This is a genomic window from Bacillus salipaludis (assembly GCF_030938565.1).
GTDB lineage: Bacteria > Bacillota > Bacilli > Bacillales > Cytobacillaceae > Neobacillus > Neobacillus salipaludis_A.
In genome coordinates, this window is the sequence record NZ_JAVGVR010000001.1 from 2,281,955 (window position 1) to 2,296,725 (window position 14,771).

A 14,771-nucleotide genomic window follows, 5' to 3' on the forward strand; every position below is an offset into this window, starting at 1 on the left:
TAAGGGAGGATTTTCAAATGTTTTTAAGGCGGTTGGACATCATTGGATTTAAATCATTCGCTGACCGTATCGGAGTGGATTTTGTCCCTGGCGTAACGGCTGTGGTTGGGCCAAATGGCAGTGGGAAAAGTAATATTACGGATGCAATCCGCTGGGTATTGGGAGAACAATCAGCAAAATCATTAAGAGGGGCAAAAATGGAAGACATTATTTTTGCCGGGAGTGATTCGAGAAAACCACTTAATATTGCTGAAGTAACCCTAACTTTAGATAATCAGGACCAGGGTTTATCAATTGATTATAATGAAGTAAGTGTAACAAGAAGAGTATCCCGTTCTGGTGATAGTGACTATTTTATTAATAAACAGCCGTGCAGACTAAAGGATATTGTGGATCTTTTTATGGATTCCGGATTAGGAAGGGAAGCCTTTTCCATTATCAGTCAAGGAAAGGTTGAGGAAATCTTAAATAGTAAACCGGAAGACCGAAGAACAATTTTTGAAGAAGCTGCCGGAGTATTAAAATATAAAAATCGTAAGAAAAAAGCTGAGGGGAAGCTGTCGGAAGCACAAGAGAATTTGAATCGTGTGACAGATATTCTCTACGAGCTTGAAAGCCAGGTGGAACCGCTTAAAATTCAAGCATCGATGGCAAAAGACTTTTTAGAGCAAAAAGAAGAGCTTGAAAAAATTGAAGTAGCACTAACAGTTTATGAAATTGAAGAACTCCATCAAAAGTGGGAAAAGTTAACTCATCTGCTAGAAGAGCATCAACAAGAAGAATTAAAGCTCTCGACCCAGCTGCAAAAGAAAGAGGCTCAAATTACTGAAACAAGGGATCACGTAACAGCCATTGATGAGTCGGTTTCTGATTTACAAAATGTTCTCCTTTATGCAAGCGAAGAACTTGAAAAATTGGAGGGCAGGAAGCAAGTTTTAAAGGAACGAAAGAAAAATGCTGCTCAGAATAAAGACCAATTAATCAAAAATATTTCTGAACTAGCGGAGAAGGTGGACCTGCTTAAAAAGAATCGCGATACGCAAGCAGAGTCGGTTCGATTTTTAAGTGAGCAGGCACAATCACTTAAAGCTCAGTTAAAGGAAAAGCAGGAGAAGCTCCAATTATTCGCAGAAAACATGGATGAAAAAATTGAATCATTAAAAAGTGAATATATTGAATTGCTGAATGATCAGGCAGGAGCTAAAAATGAACTAAGGATGATTGTCCAGCAGCTTGAGCAGCAAGAGAAGAAGAACTTACGGCTCGACGAGGAAAATAGCAGATTTATTGAGGAACGCCAAATTGCTGCAGAGAAAAAATTATCTATCCAAAATAGATTAGCAGAAATCCAGAAAAAGCTGGGCGATCATGTTGTATTATTTCGCGAGCAGCAAAAGAAGCTAGAGTCGGCTAAAAACAATTACCAAAAGCAAGAAAAAACCTTGTATCAAGCTTATCAAATACTGCAACAGGCTAAATCAAGAAAAGAAATGCTTGAAGAAATGGAAGAGGACTTTTCGGGCTTTTTCCAAGGCGTTAAAGAGGTTTTAAAGGCACGCGGGAAAAAGTTATCCGGAATTGAAGGTGCAGTTGCAGAACTAGTAACAGTGCCAAAACAATATGAGACCGCCCTTGAAACAGCCCTTGGGGGTGCATTGCAGCATATCGTTGTTGATACAGAGGTAAATGCACGAATGGCCATTCAATTTTTAAAACAAAATTCGTTTGGGCGCGCGACCTTTTTACCGCTTAGTGTCATAAAAGGACGGCCATTGTCATCTTCCCAACTGTCTTCCATCGAAAATCATCCTTCCTTCATTGGAACTGCAGTAAGTCTAGTCCAGTTCAACCAAAGATACGCAGAAGTAATGAATAATCTTCTTGGCAATGTGGTGATCACAAAAGACTTAAAGGGTGCTAATGAATTGGCAAAAATCCTTCAATATCGCTCCCGCCTCGTAACCATTGACGGTGATATTGTAAACCCTGGCGGTTCCATGACAGGCGGTGCCCTTAAGCAAAAAAATTCCTCGCTGTTAACACGAAAAGGTGAGCTAGAAGATTTGAAAACAAAGCTCACGGTAATGGAGGAAAAAACCTCTGGATTAGAGAAAACGGTGAAAGCGCTAAAAGAAGAGGTTCAAACAAATGAAGGTCTTCTTGAAGAAATTCGCAAAACTGGTGAGGAATTAAGGGTAAACGAGCAATCACTAAAAGGGGATTTACATGGTGCTGAGCTTGAGGAAAAGAATATAAATGAGCGTTTAAGCATCTATGATTTAGAAAAAGGTCAATTTTTCGAAGAACGAGATCGTTTAACAGAGAGAAAAAGGGAATTATCCCATGATCTTGAAACCTATCAAGAGAAGATTGCTGGCCTTGATGAGCTTATAGCAAAGCTAACCGAGCAAAAGACCCATGATTTATCTTCAAAAGAAACCTTAACAAATGAAATGAATGAATTAAAGGTTGAATTTGCTTCTAAAAATGAACAGTTGACGAATGCAAAAGAACGTTTTGCGATTACAAAGGAAGATTTAGCTGAAAGCGAAGAAAAATTAGCGATTTTATCGGACGACTTGCAGATGCTTTCATCAGAAATGACTAATAGCTCTTCTGGAGAGGAACAATTGGAAGAACAAGTAGTCAGGAAGCAACAGGATAAACAAGAAACGATTGGGCTTATTTCATCAAGAAGAAAGGAACGCTTGGAGCTGCAAACAGTTCTAGAGGATTTTGAGCTCGAAGCAAAGGAACTTAAGCGTCTTCACCGTGGAATGACCGAAGTGTTAAAGGATGAAGAAGTCAAAATTAATCGTTTGGATGTAGAACTTGAAAACCGTCTGAGCCACCTCAGAGAAGAATATTTATTATCTTTTGAAGGGGCAAAAGAACAGTTCCCGTTAATGGTTCCAATTGAGGAAGCCCGAAAAAGGGTTAAGTTGATTAAATTGGCAATCGAAGAGCTTGGCAATGTAAATCTTGGCGCGATTGAAGAATATGAACGGGTCTCAGAGAGATATGAATTTTTAAATGAACAAAAAAACGATCTCCAAGAAGCAAAAGAAATGCTTTTCCAAGTGATTGAAGAAATGGATATGGAAATGAAGAAACGGTTTGAACAGACGTTTGAAGGAATCCGAAATCATTTTGAACCGGTATTTCGCGCTTTATTTGGAGGCGGCCGCGCCGATTTAAGACTTACAGAACCGGAGAATTTATTAAATACGGGTGTAGAAATTGTTGCGCAGCCCCCGGGGAAGAAACTACAGAACTTGGGACTTCTATCCGGAGGAGAAAGGGCGTTAACCGCTATAGCCTTGCTATTCTCAATTTTAAAGGTTAGGCCGGTGCCATTTTGTATTCTTGATGAGGTCGAGGCTGCCCTTGATGAGGCAAATGTTCACCGTTTTAGTCAATATTTAAAACGATACAGCTTAGAAACCCAGTTTATTGTCATTACTCATCGAAAAGGGACGATGGAAGAGGCAGATGTTCTTTATGGGGTAACAATGCAGGAATCTGGTGTTTCAAAGCTTGTGTCGGTTCGGTTAGAGGAAACAAAAGAGCTTGTTGAATCTTAAGATAGGGAAGTGAAATCATGAGCTTTTTTAAAAAATTAAAAGAGAAAATTACGAAACAAACGGATTCTGTTACGGAAAAGTTTAAGGAAGGTCTTACAAAAACACGGGATAGTTTTTCCGGTAAGGTAAATGATCTTGTTGCCAGATACCGTAAAGTTGATGAGGACTTTTTTGAAGAATTAGAAGAAATCCTCATTCAGGCGGATGTGGGCTTTGAAACAGTAATGGAATTAATTGATGAACTGAAAATGGAAGTAAAACGCCGCAATATTCAGGATCCGAAGGAAGTTCAAAGTGTAATTTCCGAAAAGTTGGTGGATATTTATAATGCGGGTGAAGAGCTATCTTCGGAGTTAAATATTCAACCGGAGGGACTTACTGTTATTTTATTTGTAGGTGTCAACGGGGTTGGAAAAACAACAACGATTGGAAAGTTGGGACATAAGTTCAAAAGTGAAGGAAAAAAGGTGCTGATGGCCGCCGGGGATACTTTCCGTGCCGGTGCAATCGAACAGCTTGAGGTATGGGGCTCGAGAGTAGGTGTTGAAGTAATCAAGCAAGCGGAGGGTTCTGACCCGGCAGCGGTTATGTATGATGCAATTCAAGCAGCCAAAGCCCGTAAAGCAGATATTCTATTATGTGATACAGCTGGACGATTGCAAAATAAAGTAAATTTAATGAAGGAACTCGAGAAGGTCAAACGGGTAATCGAACGGGAAATTCCCGGCGCACCACATGAAGTTCTCCTTGTTCTTGATGCAACTACAGGTCAAAATGCGCTTATCCAGGCGAAAACCTTTAAAGAAGTAACGAATGTAAGCGGGATCGTATTATCAAAATTAGACGGAACAGCAAAGGGCGGAATTGTCCTTGCTATCCGCAACGAATTAAAAATCCCAGTAAAATTCGTTGGCTTGGGTGAAAAAATGGATGACCTGCAAGAATTTAATGCAGAACAATATGTATACGGATTATTTGCCGACCAAGTAGAAAAGACAGAAGAATGATTTCTCAGAAAAGCAGTATTTTTAAAGTACTGCTTTTCCTTTTTATAAAATTCTGTTTAATAAAACGGTTGATTGGAGCGGAAGGACGGGACAGGGGAGTACCCCGCAGGCGCTTTCATCGCCGAGGAGGCTCCCCGGACCGCCCGCGGAAAGCGAAGTGCCTCGCGGCAGGCAAAAGGCAGCCTGTCACTGCGATGATTATTCTAGGAAGCTTTCCTTAGTGGAGCGTAAATCAACAGACTAGTTTTACAGAGCGCTATGATGAAATCTGCAAAAATATGAATCAAGTAACGTTGGAAAGGCCTTATCTTGACAGGGACAGGTCCACTGTGTAAACTACATTGTAAAGGCTTTTCACTTAACAACAGGAGGGATGAGCATGCTTGAGAAAACCACACGGATGAATTATCTCTATGATTTTTACTATTCGTTGTTAACTCCAAAGCAGCAAAGCTATATGTCTCTCTATTACTTAGATGATTACTCACTAGGAGAAATTGCCGAAGAGTATAATGTCAGCCGACAGGCCGTTTATGACAATATTAAACGGACGGAAGCAATGCTCGAGGAGTATGAGGAAAAGCTGCTGCTGTTTCAGAAATTTCAAGAGCGCAGCAATCTATTAAAGCATGTAAGAGAATTGCTAAACGCGGAACAACCTTCAAAGCAGGCGATGCTTGAAGCAGTCGCCGAGCTTGAGAAACTGGATTAGGAGGCGGCATGTATGGCGTTTGAAGGATTAGCCGACCGACTGCAAAGTACCATTCAAAAAATCCGCGGTAAAGGGAAAGTCTCTGAAGCGGATGTAAAAGAAATGATGAGAGAAGTTCGTCTCGCCTTATTAGAAGCAGACGTAAACTTCAAGGTTGTAAAAGAATTTGTCAAAAAAGTCAGTGAACGGGCAGTAGGACAGGAAGTCCTAAAAAGCTTAACTCCTGGACAGCAAATCATTAAAATTGTTAATGAAGAGTTGACAGAATTAATGGGTGGCGAGCAAAGTAAAATTGCTGTTTCGAATCGCCCGCCAACTGTAATTATGATGGTTGGTTTGCAGGGGGCAGGTAAAACAACAACTACTGGAAAGCTTTCGCTTCTACTGCGGAAAAAGTATAACCGGAAACCATTGCTGGTTGCCGCCGATATTTATCGTCCAGCCGCGATCAAGCAGCTGGAGACACTTGGCAAGCAATTGGACATGCCGGTTTTCTCACTTGGTGACCAAGTGAGCCCGGTAGAAATTGCGAAGCAAGCCATTGCGAAGGCAAAGGAAGAGCATCATGACTATGTCTTAATTGATACAGCCGGACGACTTCATATTGATGAAACTTTAATGGACGAGTTAAAGGACATTAAGGAACTTACAAAACCCGATGAAATCTTTCTTGTTGTCGATGCAATGACAGGTCAGGATGCTGTCAATGTTGCCCAAAGCTTTAATGAAACTCTTGGGTTAACTGGCGTAGTGTTAACAAAGCTTGATGGGGACACCCGTGGTGGTGCTGCCCTTTCAATTCGTGCCGTTACCCAAACCCCGATTAAATTCGTCGGTTTAGGTGAAAAAATGGATGCACTTGAACCGTTTCATCCAGAACGGATGGCATCGCGAATTCTAGGCATGGGGGATGTACTGACGCTTATTGAAAAAGCTCAGGCCAATGTCGATGAGGAAAAGGCAAAAGAACTCGAACAAAAGATGAGAACAGCATCCTTCACTCTTGATGACTTTTTGGAACAATTAGGTCAGGTTCGTAATCTCGGACCGCTTGATGAATTATTAAAAATGATGCCGGGAGCTAATAAGATTAAAGGACTGAATAATCTTCAAATCGATGAAAAGCAAATTGCTCATGTTGAAGCGATTATACGCTCGATGACCAAAGAAGAAAAACTTCATCCGGAAATCATGAACTCAGGCCGCAAAAGAAGGATTGCCAAAGGAAGCGGTAGAACAGTACCTGAAGTTAATCGCTTGCTTAAGCAATTTGAAGACATGAAAAAAATGATGAAACAAATGTCAGGGATGCAGCAAAAGGGGAAGAAAAAAGGCGGATTTAAATTTCCGTTTAAGTTTTGAGACCATTTTTGTGTAAAAAATTTGGAACCGTGCTCCTGCGCCAAAGCTTATTCGGAGAAGCATTGTTAGGCTCGTCGCAAGCCTGCAATGAAGATAATTCAGCGTAGAAGGCTCGTAAAGAGAAAAACCTTTACAAGCTAATTTCTTTCTGTTAATATTATTTCTTGTGTGAAACATATTCGGAGGTGCTTATATAAAATGGCAGTTAAAATTCGTTTAAAACGTATGGGAGCTAAAAAAACTCCTTTCTATCGTATCGTAGTAGCAGATTCTCGTTCTCCTCGTGATGGACGTTACATTGAAGTCGTTGGAACTTACAATCCAGTTGCACAGCCAGCTCAAGTTCAAATCAACGAAGAATTAGCTCTTAAATGGTTACAAGACGGTGCTAAACCATCTGATACAGTTCGTAACCTTTTCTCTAACCAAGGCATCATGGAAAAATTCCATAATGCAAAATTAAGCAAGTAAGGATTCGCAAATGAAACAATTGATCGAAACAATTGTTATGCCTTTGGTTGATTTTCCGGAAGACGTTCGCGTCGATGTTAAGGAAGATGAGCAGCGAATCACGTTTCATCTTTCCGTCAACAAGACGGATATTGGTAAGGTGATTGGAAAGCAAGGGCGCGTTGCAAAGGCCATTAGAACTGTTGTCTATGCAGCAGGATCATCACAACAGAAGAAAATATTTCTAGAAATTGGTGAATAGCTTTTTGCATCTAGATTAAAGGGAGGGATATATATCCTCCCTTTTTTGCTAACTTTTTTAACTCACTTATTAGATGGGTAAAGGAGACCTACTATGCAAATTATTCAATCTGTTGTGGTTAAGCAGGTATTAACGGAAAAGAGCAAGGAAAAACTGTTTGAAAAATTTAAAGCTCAAAAACTGCAGCTTCAAAAGGAACGGGATCAGCTGCTCTTTGAATTAAAACGTTTAGAGAAATCAAAGAATTTTTCACCGGGTGCATTGAAAAAACATTTTGAAAAAGAAATTCAGATGCGTCACGAAAAAGAGAAGCTTCTAGATTTTCAAATTGAACAATTACATATTCTGCCTATCGGCAGTGAACTAAAGGAAAAAGAAGTACAAGCCCTGATCGAAATAAAGGTTGGAGACATATGGGATGAGAAATTCGGACAACCTACGATTATTATCCGAGATGGGATTATTGATGATATACGATAGAGGTGAACAATGGCATGGAAAAATGGTTTAATGTCGGGAAGATTGTCAATACACATGGCATCAGAGGAGAAGTAAGAGTGATATCAAAAACCGATTTCCCTGAAGAACGGTACAAAACAGGAAATATTCTTTACTTATTTTTACCGAAAGCAAAGGACCCAATTGAATTAAAGGTTAAAAGCCACCGCTCCCATAAAAATTTTGATTTGCTGACATTTGAAGGTTTAGAAAATATTAATGAAGTAGAAAAATTTAGGGATGGAATTTTAAAGGTTCCGGAATCCTATCTTGGTCAATTGGAGGAAGATGAATTTTATTTTCACGAAATTATCGGCTGCTTGGTTGCGACTACCAAGGGTGAAGAAATTGGCAAAGTCACTGAAATCCTTACCCCGGGTGCTAACGATGTTTGGGTAATAAAAGGCAAGGGCGGTAAGGAGACATTAATTCCCTATATCCATGATGTAGTAAAGAAAGTAGATGTAAAAGAGAAGGTCATTTTAATCGAACCGATGGAAGGGTTACTTTCATGATGAAAATCGACATCCTTACTCTTTTTCCGGAAATGTTTACAGGAGTATTGGGACAATCCATATTACACAAGGCTGCTGAAAAATCTGCGGTTAAATATAATGTTGTGAACTTCCGTGAATATGCCGATAACAAACATAATACTGTGGATGACTATCCGTATGGCGGAGGTGCAGGGATGGTACTTAAACCGCAGCCAATTTTTGATGCTGTGGCGGACCTAAAAGAAAAAGCTGCCAGCCCAAATACGAGAGTAATTTTACTCTGCCCTCAGGGGTCACGGTATGACCAGAGAAAAGCGGAAGAATTGGCTCGCGAGGACCATTTAATTTTTATTTGCGGACATTATGAGGGGTACGATGAAAGAATACGCGAAAATATTGTCACAGATGAAATTTCGATCGGAGATTATGTTTTAACGGGCGGGGAACTCGGTGCAATGGTTGTGATTGATAGTGTTGTCCGCCTATTACCGGAAGTGCTGGGAAATGAAGAGTCTCATATGAAAGACTCGTTTAGCACCGGACTTTTGGAACACCCGCATTATACACGTCCGGCTGATTTTCGCGGTTTAAAGGTTCCGGAAGTTTTATTGTCCGGAAATCATAAATTAATAGAGGAATGGCGAAATAAAGAGGCTTTAAGACGAACGCTGTTACGGAGGCCGGATTTATTAGAAAAGATAGATTTGACCGATGAGCAGGAAAAATGGCTACAAGAGGTAAAAAAAGAATCCAAGTAGTTATTGCACAGTGTTGCTGTTTATGTTATGATACTATTTGTGACTTGGGCTGTTGTTTAACAGTTTGGTCTTATAACGATGTTCCGCTGCAAGTAATAGCTAAATAGCTATGCAAGAGCATCTGTTGGAAGGAGTTGAATACGATGCATAAATTAATCGAAGAAATCACAAAAGAACAACTTCGCTCTGATCTTCCTGCGTTCCGTCCCGGGGATACTGTACGTGTACACGTAAAAGTTATCGAGGGTACTCGTGAGCGTATTCAGTTATTTGAAGGTGTTGTGATTAAGCGTCGTGGTGGTGGAATTAGCGAAACTTTTACAGTTCGTAAAGTTTCTTACGGAGTAGGCGTTGAGCGTACTTTCCCTGTACACACACCAAAAATTGCGAAGCTAGAAGTTATTCGCCGCGGTAAAGTTCGCCGTGCTAAACTTTATTACTTACGTAAACTTCGCGGTAAAAAAGCAAGAATTAAAGAAATTCGCTAATATGAAAAAAAAGAGCTTGCTCTGCAAGCTCTTTTTTCTATCGATTTATGATTAGGCACTTCCGCGTTAAAATATTAAAGTTTCATTAAAAAATTATGTCCCATCGTGTTAAATCTCTTGAAGTTATGTAAAATATGCTTTATAAACTTATTTTTTTGCAAAAGATTGGTGGGAATTTAATGTCAAAAAAGAAAAATGAACTATGGGAATGGACAAAGGCGCTTCTAATAGCTGTTATCTTAGCGGCAGTTATTCGTTATTTTTTATTTGCCCCGATTGTAGTGGATGGATTGTCGATGATGCCAACACTGAAGGATCAGGACAGAATGATTGTAAATAAGTTTAGCTATAAAGTAGGGGAGCCGCATCGGTTTGATATCATTGTCTTCCATGCTCCTGAGCATAAAGATTACATAAAACGCGTAATTGGACTTCCGGGCGACCGGATTGAATATAAAAATGATACCCTATACGTGAATGGGAAAGCGTATAAAGAACCGTATTTAGATAAATATAAAAAACAAGTTACAGATGGACCATTAACAGAGTCATTTAAACTCGAAGAAACGGCTGTAGGTCAAAAGACCGTTCCAAAGGGCGAATTGTTTGTAATGGGAGATAATCGGCGTTTCAGTAAGGACAGCCGACATATTGGTGCAGTCCCTCTAAGTAAAGTAATCGGCAAGACAAGCATAGTTTATTGGCCGTTAAAAGATGCACATATTATTAAAGTAAAATAGAAATCTGAGAGGTGGTGGCTAATTTGACGATCCAATGGTTTCCCGGCCATATGGCCAAGGCTCGCAGAGAGGTCACGGAGAAATTAAAGCTGGTTGATATCATTTTTGAATTAGTGGACGCGAGAATCCCTTACTCTTCCAGGAATCCAATGATCGACGAAATCATTCAGCATAAACCAAGACTTGTTTTATTGAATAAAGCAGATATGGCGGATAAAGAGGCAACAAAGGAATGGATTGCCTTTTTTGCAGAAAAGGGAATCCGTGCAATTGCCATTAATTCACAAGCAGGAGTAGGAATGAGGGAAATTGCTCAGGCGGCCCAAGAAATCCTAAAAGAGAAGTTTGCACGCTTAAAAGCAAAGGGTGTAAAACCCAGGGCGATTCGGGCGATGATTGTCGGAATTCCAAATGCAGGGAAATCTACTCTAATTAATAGGCTGGCAAAAAAAAATATTGCAAAAACCGGCAACACACCGGGTGTAACAAAATCCCAGCAATGGATTAAAGTCGGTAAAGAAATGGAATTACTGGATACACCGGGGATATTATGGCCTAAATTCGAAGACCAAGAGGTCGGAATGAAGCTAGCTATTACAGGAGCGATTAAGGATACCCTGTTAAACCTACAGGAGCTGACAATCTATTCGATTAGGTTTCTGGAAAAAGCCTACCCTGACCGCTTAAAAGAGCGGTATCAGCTTGATGAAGTCCCTGCTGACGTGGTGGAGTTGTTTGACCATATCGGGAAATTAAGAGGCTGTTTAATGGGCGGCGGCTTAGTTGATTACGATAAAGTAGCTGAGCTCGTAATTCGTGAGATTAGATCAGAAAAATTTGGCCCTCTGACGTTTGAGCGGCCAAAGGATTTCTTCGTTGAGAAGGAATCTAACTAAATCAGGCTCTCCCTAGGGGGAGCTTTATTTTTTGGCTGTGTTAAAGGACAATGGTGATATATTGTACGGCGTTGATTGGAGCGGAAGGCACGTAGACTTTTTGAAAATGCTAACGCATTTTCTTCGTGCGTGGGCGGATTCAAGAAAGCAATTCAGTGTCCTGTTGGGAGTACGGGACAGGGGAGACCCGCAGGAGCGAAGCGACGAGGATGCTCCCCGAACCGCTTGTGCTTGGAGCGGAAATCAACAACCAAGTTTAACAGAGCCTATTTTTTAGGAAAAACAGGTGAACGATATGAAAAGACTATCCATTGCTGAAATTGAAGCGCATTTAATGACCATCGAAGATGACTCAAATCCATTCCTTCTTGAGCTTGAAAGTGATGAACGTAAGGGAGTTCAAACCGCTATTGGCCGATGGAAAAAAAGACTGGAACAGAAGCAAGTTCTTCAAGCGAAATTTTTTGAAATGAATCATTATGAACGAAAATACAGGGCGGAAGGTTTTCAGCTTATTGCTGGTGTGGATGAAGTCGGAAGGGGGCCGCTGGCTGGTCCGGTTGCGTGTGCCGCTGTAATTTTACCGGAAGACTTTTACTTGCCGGGAATTGATGATTCCAAGAAACTAACCGAAAAAAAGCGGGAGGAATATGACGCTATTATTCGGAAAGAAGCTATTGCTCTAAGTATCGCTATGGTACATGCTGATGAGATTGATAAAATAAATATTTATGAGGCAACAAAAAAAGCAATGAAATCTGCCATTGTTTCTTTGGAGCCTAAACCGGACTTCTTGCTAATTGATGCGATGAAACTCGACACTCCTTTTCCTGCTGACTCAATTATCAAAGGGGATGCCAATAGTGTCACCATTGCGGCTGCCTCCATCATTGCCAAGGTGGCTAGAGACAAGATGATGAAAGAATTATCGAATGAATATCCGAAATATGGTTTTCAACATAACATGGGCTATGGGACAAAAGAGCATCTTTTAGCTATAGAGAAATATGGGATAACCCCTTACCACCGAAAAAGTTTTGCGCCAATTAAAGATTCTATTGCAAAATATTGATGGCAATACATAAAAAGGTATAAAGGGTATATGCTATTAAACAGGCTTAGGCCTGTTTTTTAATTATGGTAAAAAAATAATTGTCTGCCATATTTGGAAGGATTTATATGATGAAAATGGCTAAATAAGTATTTGTCTTACTTATATTTTTAAGATGAATATAATTTTTATGTATTATGGTGGACAAGGTATGTGACATTATATACAATGTAAACGGAGTCAATTTTTTGAAGAGTTTGATAGGAGGATGGGAAATGAATATCCATGAGTATCAGGGGAAAGAAATCCTCAGAAAATATGGGGTAGCAGTTCCAAATGGTAAAGTGGCATTCACAGTTGAAGAAGCGGTGGAAGCTGCAAAAGAACTAGGCACACAAGTATGTGTGGTAAAAGCGCAAATCCATGCTGGCGGACGGGGTAAAGCTGGCGGTGTTAAAGTGGCAAAAAACCTTGATGAAGTTCGTACATATGCAAACGAAATTCTTGGTAAAACCTTAGTTACACACCAAACTGGCCCAGAAGGCAAGGAAGTAAAACGCTTGCTTATCGAAGAAGGCTGCGACATTAAAAAAGAATACTATGTTGGTTTAGTATTAGACCGTGCAACTTCCCGTGTTGTCTTAATGGCATCTGAAGAAGGCGGAACAGAAATTGAAGAGGTTGCAGAAAAAACTCCTGAGAAAATTTTTAAAGAAGTAATCGACCCGGTAATTGGATTAATGCCTTTCCAAGCACGCCGTATCGCATTCAATATCAATATTCCAAAAGAATTAGTCAATCAAGCTGTAAAGTTTATGACAGGTCTTTACAATGCTTTTGTTGAAAAGGATTGCTCGATTGCTGAAATCAATCCGTTAGTCGTAACAGGTGACGGAAAAGTTATGGCGCTAGATGCTAAATTAAACTTCGACTCTAATGCACTATACCGCCAGAAAGATGTTTTAGAATATCGTGACCTTGAAGAGGAAGATCCAAAAGAAATCGAAGCTTCTAAATATGATTTAAGCTATATTGCTCTTGATGGAAACATCGGCTGTATGGTTAACGGTGCTGGTCTTGCAATGGCAACAATGGATATCGTTAAGCATTATGGCGGAGATCCGGCTAACTTCCTTGATGTTGGCGGCGGTGCAACTGCTGAAAAGGTAACGGAAGCATTCAAAATTATCCTTTCTGATCCAAACGTAAAAGGTATTTTTGTTAATATCTTTGGTGGAATCATGAAGTGTGATGTTATTGCCGAGGGTGTTGTCGAGGCAGCTAAACAAGTTGGACTTTCTATTCCGCTAGTTGTTCGCTTAGAGGGAACAAATGTTGAGTTAGGTAAGAAAATCCTTGCTGAGTCTGGCCTTAACATTACTGCTGCTGAATCCATGGCAGATGGAGCACAAAAAATCGTTTCATTAGTGAAATAGGATCTTAAGAAAGGGGAATTAACGTGAGCGTTTTTATTAATAAAGATACCAAAGTAATTGTTCAAGGGATTACAGGTGGAACTGCCCGCTTCCACACAAAACAAATGCTTGAATATGGTACAAAAATCGTTGGGGGTACCTCTCCTGGTAAAGGTGGACAAGAGGTAGAAGGAGTACCTGTTTTTAATACAGTAAAAGAAGCTGTGGAAGCTACTGGTGCTACTGCTTCTGTAATTTACGTTCCTGCGCCATTTGCCGCAGATTCCATTATTGAGGCTGTTGATGCCGAATTGGATCTTGCAATTTGTATTACTGAACATATTCCAGTACTGGATATGGTAAAAGTTAAACGTTACATGGAAGGCAAGAAAACCCGCTTGGTTGGACCTAACTGTCCTGGTGTTATTACTGCTGATGAGTGTAAAATTGGAATCATGCCTGGATACATTCATACAAAAGGCCATGTTGGTGTTGTTTCCCGCTCCGGAACATTAACATACGAAGCGGTTCATCAATTAACACAAGCAGGTATCGGTCAAACAACAGCAGTTGGTATTGGTGGAGATCCTGTAAATGGAACAAACTTTATCGATGTATTAAAAGCATTTAATGAAGACCCTGAAACTTATGCTGTGATCATGATTGGTGAAATCGGCGGTACAGCAGAAGAAGAAGCTGCTCAATGGGTAAAAGCAAACATGACAAAACCAGTTGTTGGCTTCATCGGCGGCCGTACTGCACCTCCAGGAAAGCGTATGGGCCATGCTGGCGCCATCATTTCAGGCGGTAAAGGTACTGCTGATGAAAAAATCCGTGTCATGAACGAATGCGGCATCAAAGTTGCTGACACTCCATCCGTAATGGGTGAAACATTAATCGAAGCATTAAAAGAACAAGGTTTATACGAAAAGTGCAAAACGCATTAAACTAGAAAAGCGGAAGCGACCTCGAGGAGCGAGTCGCTGGAGCTAGACACTAGTTAAAGCATAAGAAGTCATCAAAGACCAACAGATAGTCCCTCGTATCTTGA

Annotated in this window: 16 protein-coding genes; all 16 read left to right on the forward strand. The window is 40.3% G+C overall.

The genetic code is table 11. From position 1 onward, the window contains the following. The first annotated feature begins 17 nt into the window (after positions 1-17). On the forward strand, positions 18-3,584 hold the full coding sequence (gene smc / locus RCG21_RS11305; protein ID WP_133332463.1) for a chromosome segregation protein SMC: 3,567 nt from the start codon (positions 18-20) through the stop codon (positions 3,582-3,584). Between the two features lie 17 nt (positions 3,585-3,601). Continuing rightward, positions 3,602-4,591, forward strand: a complete 990-nt coding sequence (ftsY, locus tag RCG21_RS11310) for a signal recognition particle-docking protein FtsY (protein ID WP_133332462.1) — start codon at positions 3,602-3,604, stop codon at positions 4,589-4,591. A gap of 379 nt (positions 4,592-4,970) precedes the next feature. After that, positions 4,971-5,303 (forward strand): putative DNA-binding protein, encoded by a 333-nt coding sequence (locus RCG21_RS11315; protein WP_133332461.1) that lies wholly within the window; start codon positions 4,971-4,973, stop codon positions 5,301-5,303. A gap of 12 nt (positions 5,304-5,315) precedes the next feature. After that, entirely contained in the window at positions 5,316-6,665 is a 1,350-nt protein-coding gene (gene ffh / locus RCG21_RS11320) for a signal recognition particle protein (protein WP_133332460.1), read from the forward strand. Between the two features lie 198 nt (positions 6,666-6,863). Then, entirely contained in the window at positions 6,864-7,136 is a 273-nt protein-coding gene (rpsP, locus tag RCG21_RS11325) for a 30S ribosomal protein S16 (RefSeq protein ID WP_026574858.1), read from the forward strand. A gap of 10 nt (positions 7,137-7,146) precedes the next feature. Continuing rightward, a complete protein-coding gene (locus tag RCG21_RS11330; protein WP_133332459.1) occupies positions 7,147-7,377 on the forward strand; it encodes a KH domain-containing protein in 231 nt (76 codons plus the stop codon). Between the two features lie 93 nt (positions 7,378-7,470). Further along, positions 7,471-7,857: a YlqD family protein gene (locus tag RCG21_RS11335; RefSeq protein ID WP_133332458.1), complete on the forward strand. Its 387-nt coding sequence runs from the start codon at positions 7,471-7,473 to the stop codon at positions 7,855-7,857. 14 nt (positions 7,858-7,871) lie between these two features. After that, a complete protein-coding gene (rimM, locus tag RCG21_RS11340; RefSeq protein ID WP_133332457.1) occupies positions 7,872-8,390 on the forward strand; it encodes a ribosome maturation factor RimM in 519 nt (172 codons plus the stop codon). Next, positions 8,390-9,130 carry a tRNA (guanosine(37)-N1)-methyltransferase TrmD gene (trmD, locus tag RCG21_RS11345; RefSeq protein ID WP_165976150.1) on the forward strand — a complete coding sequence of 247 codons (741 nt, stop codon included), beginning with the start codon at positions 8,390-8,392 and terminating at the stop codon, positions 9,128-9,130. Before rimM ends, trmD begins: the two co-directional genes overlap by 1 nt. 143 nt (positions 9,131-9,273) lie before the next feature. Continuing rightward, positions 9,274-9,618 (forward strand): 50S ribosomal protein L19, encoded by a 345-nt coding sequence (gene rplS, locus RCG21_RS11350; protein WP_026574863.1) that lies wholly within the window; start codon positions 9,274-9,276, stop codon positions 9,616-9,618. Positions 9,619-9,797: 179 nt separating this feature from the next. Beyond that, on the forward strand, positions 9,798-10,358 hold the full coding sequence (lepB, locus tag RCG21_RS11355; protein ID WP_133332455.1) for a signal peptidase I: 561 nt from the start codon (positions 9,798-9,800) through the stop codon (positions 10,356-10,358). Between the two features lie 23 nt (positions 10,359-10,381). Further along, positions 10,382-11,254, forward strand: coding sequence for a ribosome biogenesis GTPase YlqF (gene ylqF, locus RCG21_RS11360; RefSeq protein WP_133332454.1), 873 nt, complete (start codon positions 10,382-10,384; stop codon positions 11,252-11,254). Positions 11,255-11,285: 31 nt separating this feature from the next. After that, positions 11,286-11,531, forward strand: coding sequence for a hypothetical protein (locus tag RCG21_RS11365; RefSeq protein ID WP_308913171.1), 246 nt, complete (start codon positions 11,286-11,288; stop codon positions 11,529-11,531). Positions 11,532-11,549: 18 nt separating this feature from the next. Next, positions 11,550-12,326, forward strand: a complete 777-nt coding sequence (rnhB, locus tag RCG21_RS11370) for a ribonuclease HII (RefSeq protein ID WP_133332453.1) — start codon at positions 11,550-11,552, stop codon at positions 12,324-12,326. Positions 12,327-12,580: 254 nt separating this feature from the next. Next, the gene (sucC, locus tag RCG21_RS11375) at positions 12,581-13,741 is read left to right on the forward strand and encodes an ADP-forming succinate--CoA ligase subunit beta (RefSeq protein ID WP_026574867.1); all 1,161 of its coding nucleotides are present in this window, start codon (positions 12,581-12,583) and stop codon (positions 13,739-13,741) included. Positions 13,742-13,764: 23 nt separating this feature from the next. Beyond that, positions 13,765-14,667: a succinate--CoA ligase subunit alpha gene (sucD, locus tag RCG21_RS11380; protein WP_026574868.1), complete on the forward strand. Its 903-nt coding sequence runs from the start codon at positions 13,765-13,767 to the stop codon at positions 14,665-14,667. Positions 14,668-14,771: the final 104 nt, after the last annotated feature.

Coding starts and splice junctions, on each gene's coding strand:
- smc (WP_133332463.1), top strand. CDS start 18: ATGTTTTTAAGGCGGTTGGACATCATTGGATTTAAATCATTCGCTGAC.
- ftsY (WP_133332462.1), top strand. CDS start 3,602: ATGAGCTTTTTTAAAAAATTAAAAGAGAAAATTACGAAACAAACGGAT.
- RCG21_RS11315 (WP_133332461.1), top strand. CDS start 4,971: ATGCTTGAGAAAACCACACGGATGAATTATCTCTATGATTTTTACTAT.
- ffh (WP_133332460.1), top strand. CDS start 5,316: ATGGCGTTTGAAGGATTAGCCGACCGACTGCAAAGTACCATTCAAAAA.
- rpsP (WP_026574858.1), top strand. CDS start 6,864: ATGGCAGTTAAAATTCGTTTAAAACGTATGGGAGCTAAAAAAACTCCT.
- RCG21_RS11330 (WP_133332459.1), top strand. CDS start 7,147: ATGAAACAATTGATCGAAACAATTGTTATGCCTTTGGTTGATTTTCCG.
- RCG21_RS11335 (WP_133332458.1), top strand. CDS start 7,471: ATGCAAATTATTCAATCTGTTGTGGTTAAGCAGGTATTAACGGAAAAG.
- rimM (WP_133332457.1), top strand. CDS start 7,872: ATGGAAAAATGGTTTAATGTCGGGAAGATTGTCAATACACATGGCATC.
- trmD (WP_165976150.1), top strand. CDS start 8,390: ATGAAAATCGACATCCTTACTCTTTTTCCGGAAATGTTTACAGGAGTA.
- rplS (WP_026574863.1), top strand. CDS start 9,274: ATGCATAAATTAATCGAAGAAATCACAAAAGAACAACTTCGCTCTGAT.
- lepB (WP_133332455.1), top strand. CDS start 9,798: ATGTCAAAAAAGAAAAATGAACTATGGGAATGGACAAAGGCGCTTCTA.
- rnhB (WP_133332453.1), top strand. CDS start 11,550: ATGAAAAGACTATCCATTGCTGAAATTGAAGCGCATTTAATGACCATC.
- sucC (WP_026574867.1), top strand. CDS start 12,581: ATGAATATCCATGAGTATCAGGGGAAAGAAATCCTCAGAAAATATGGG.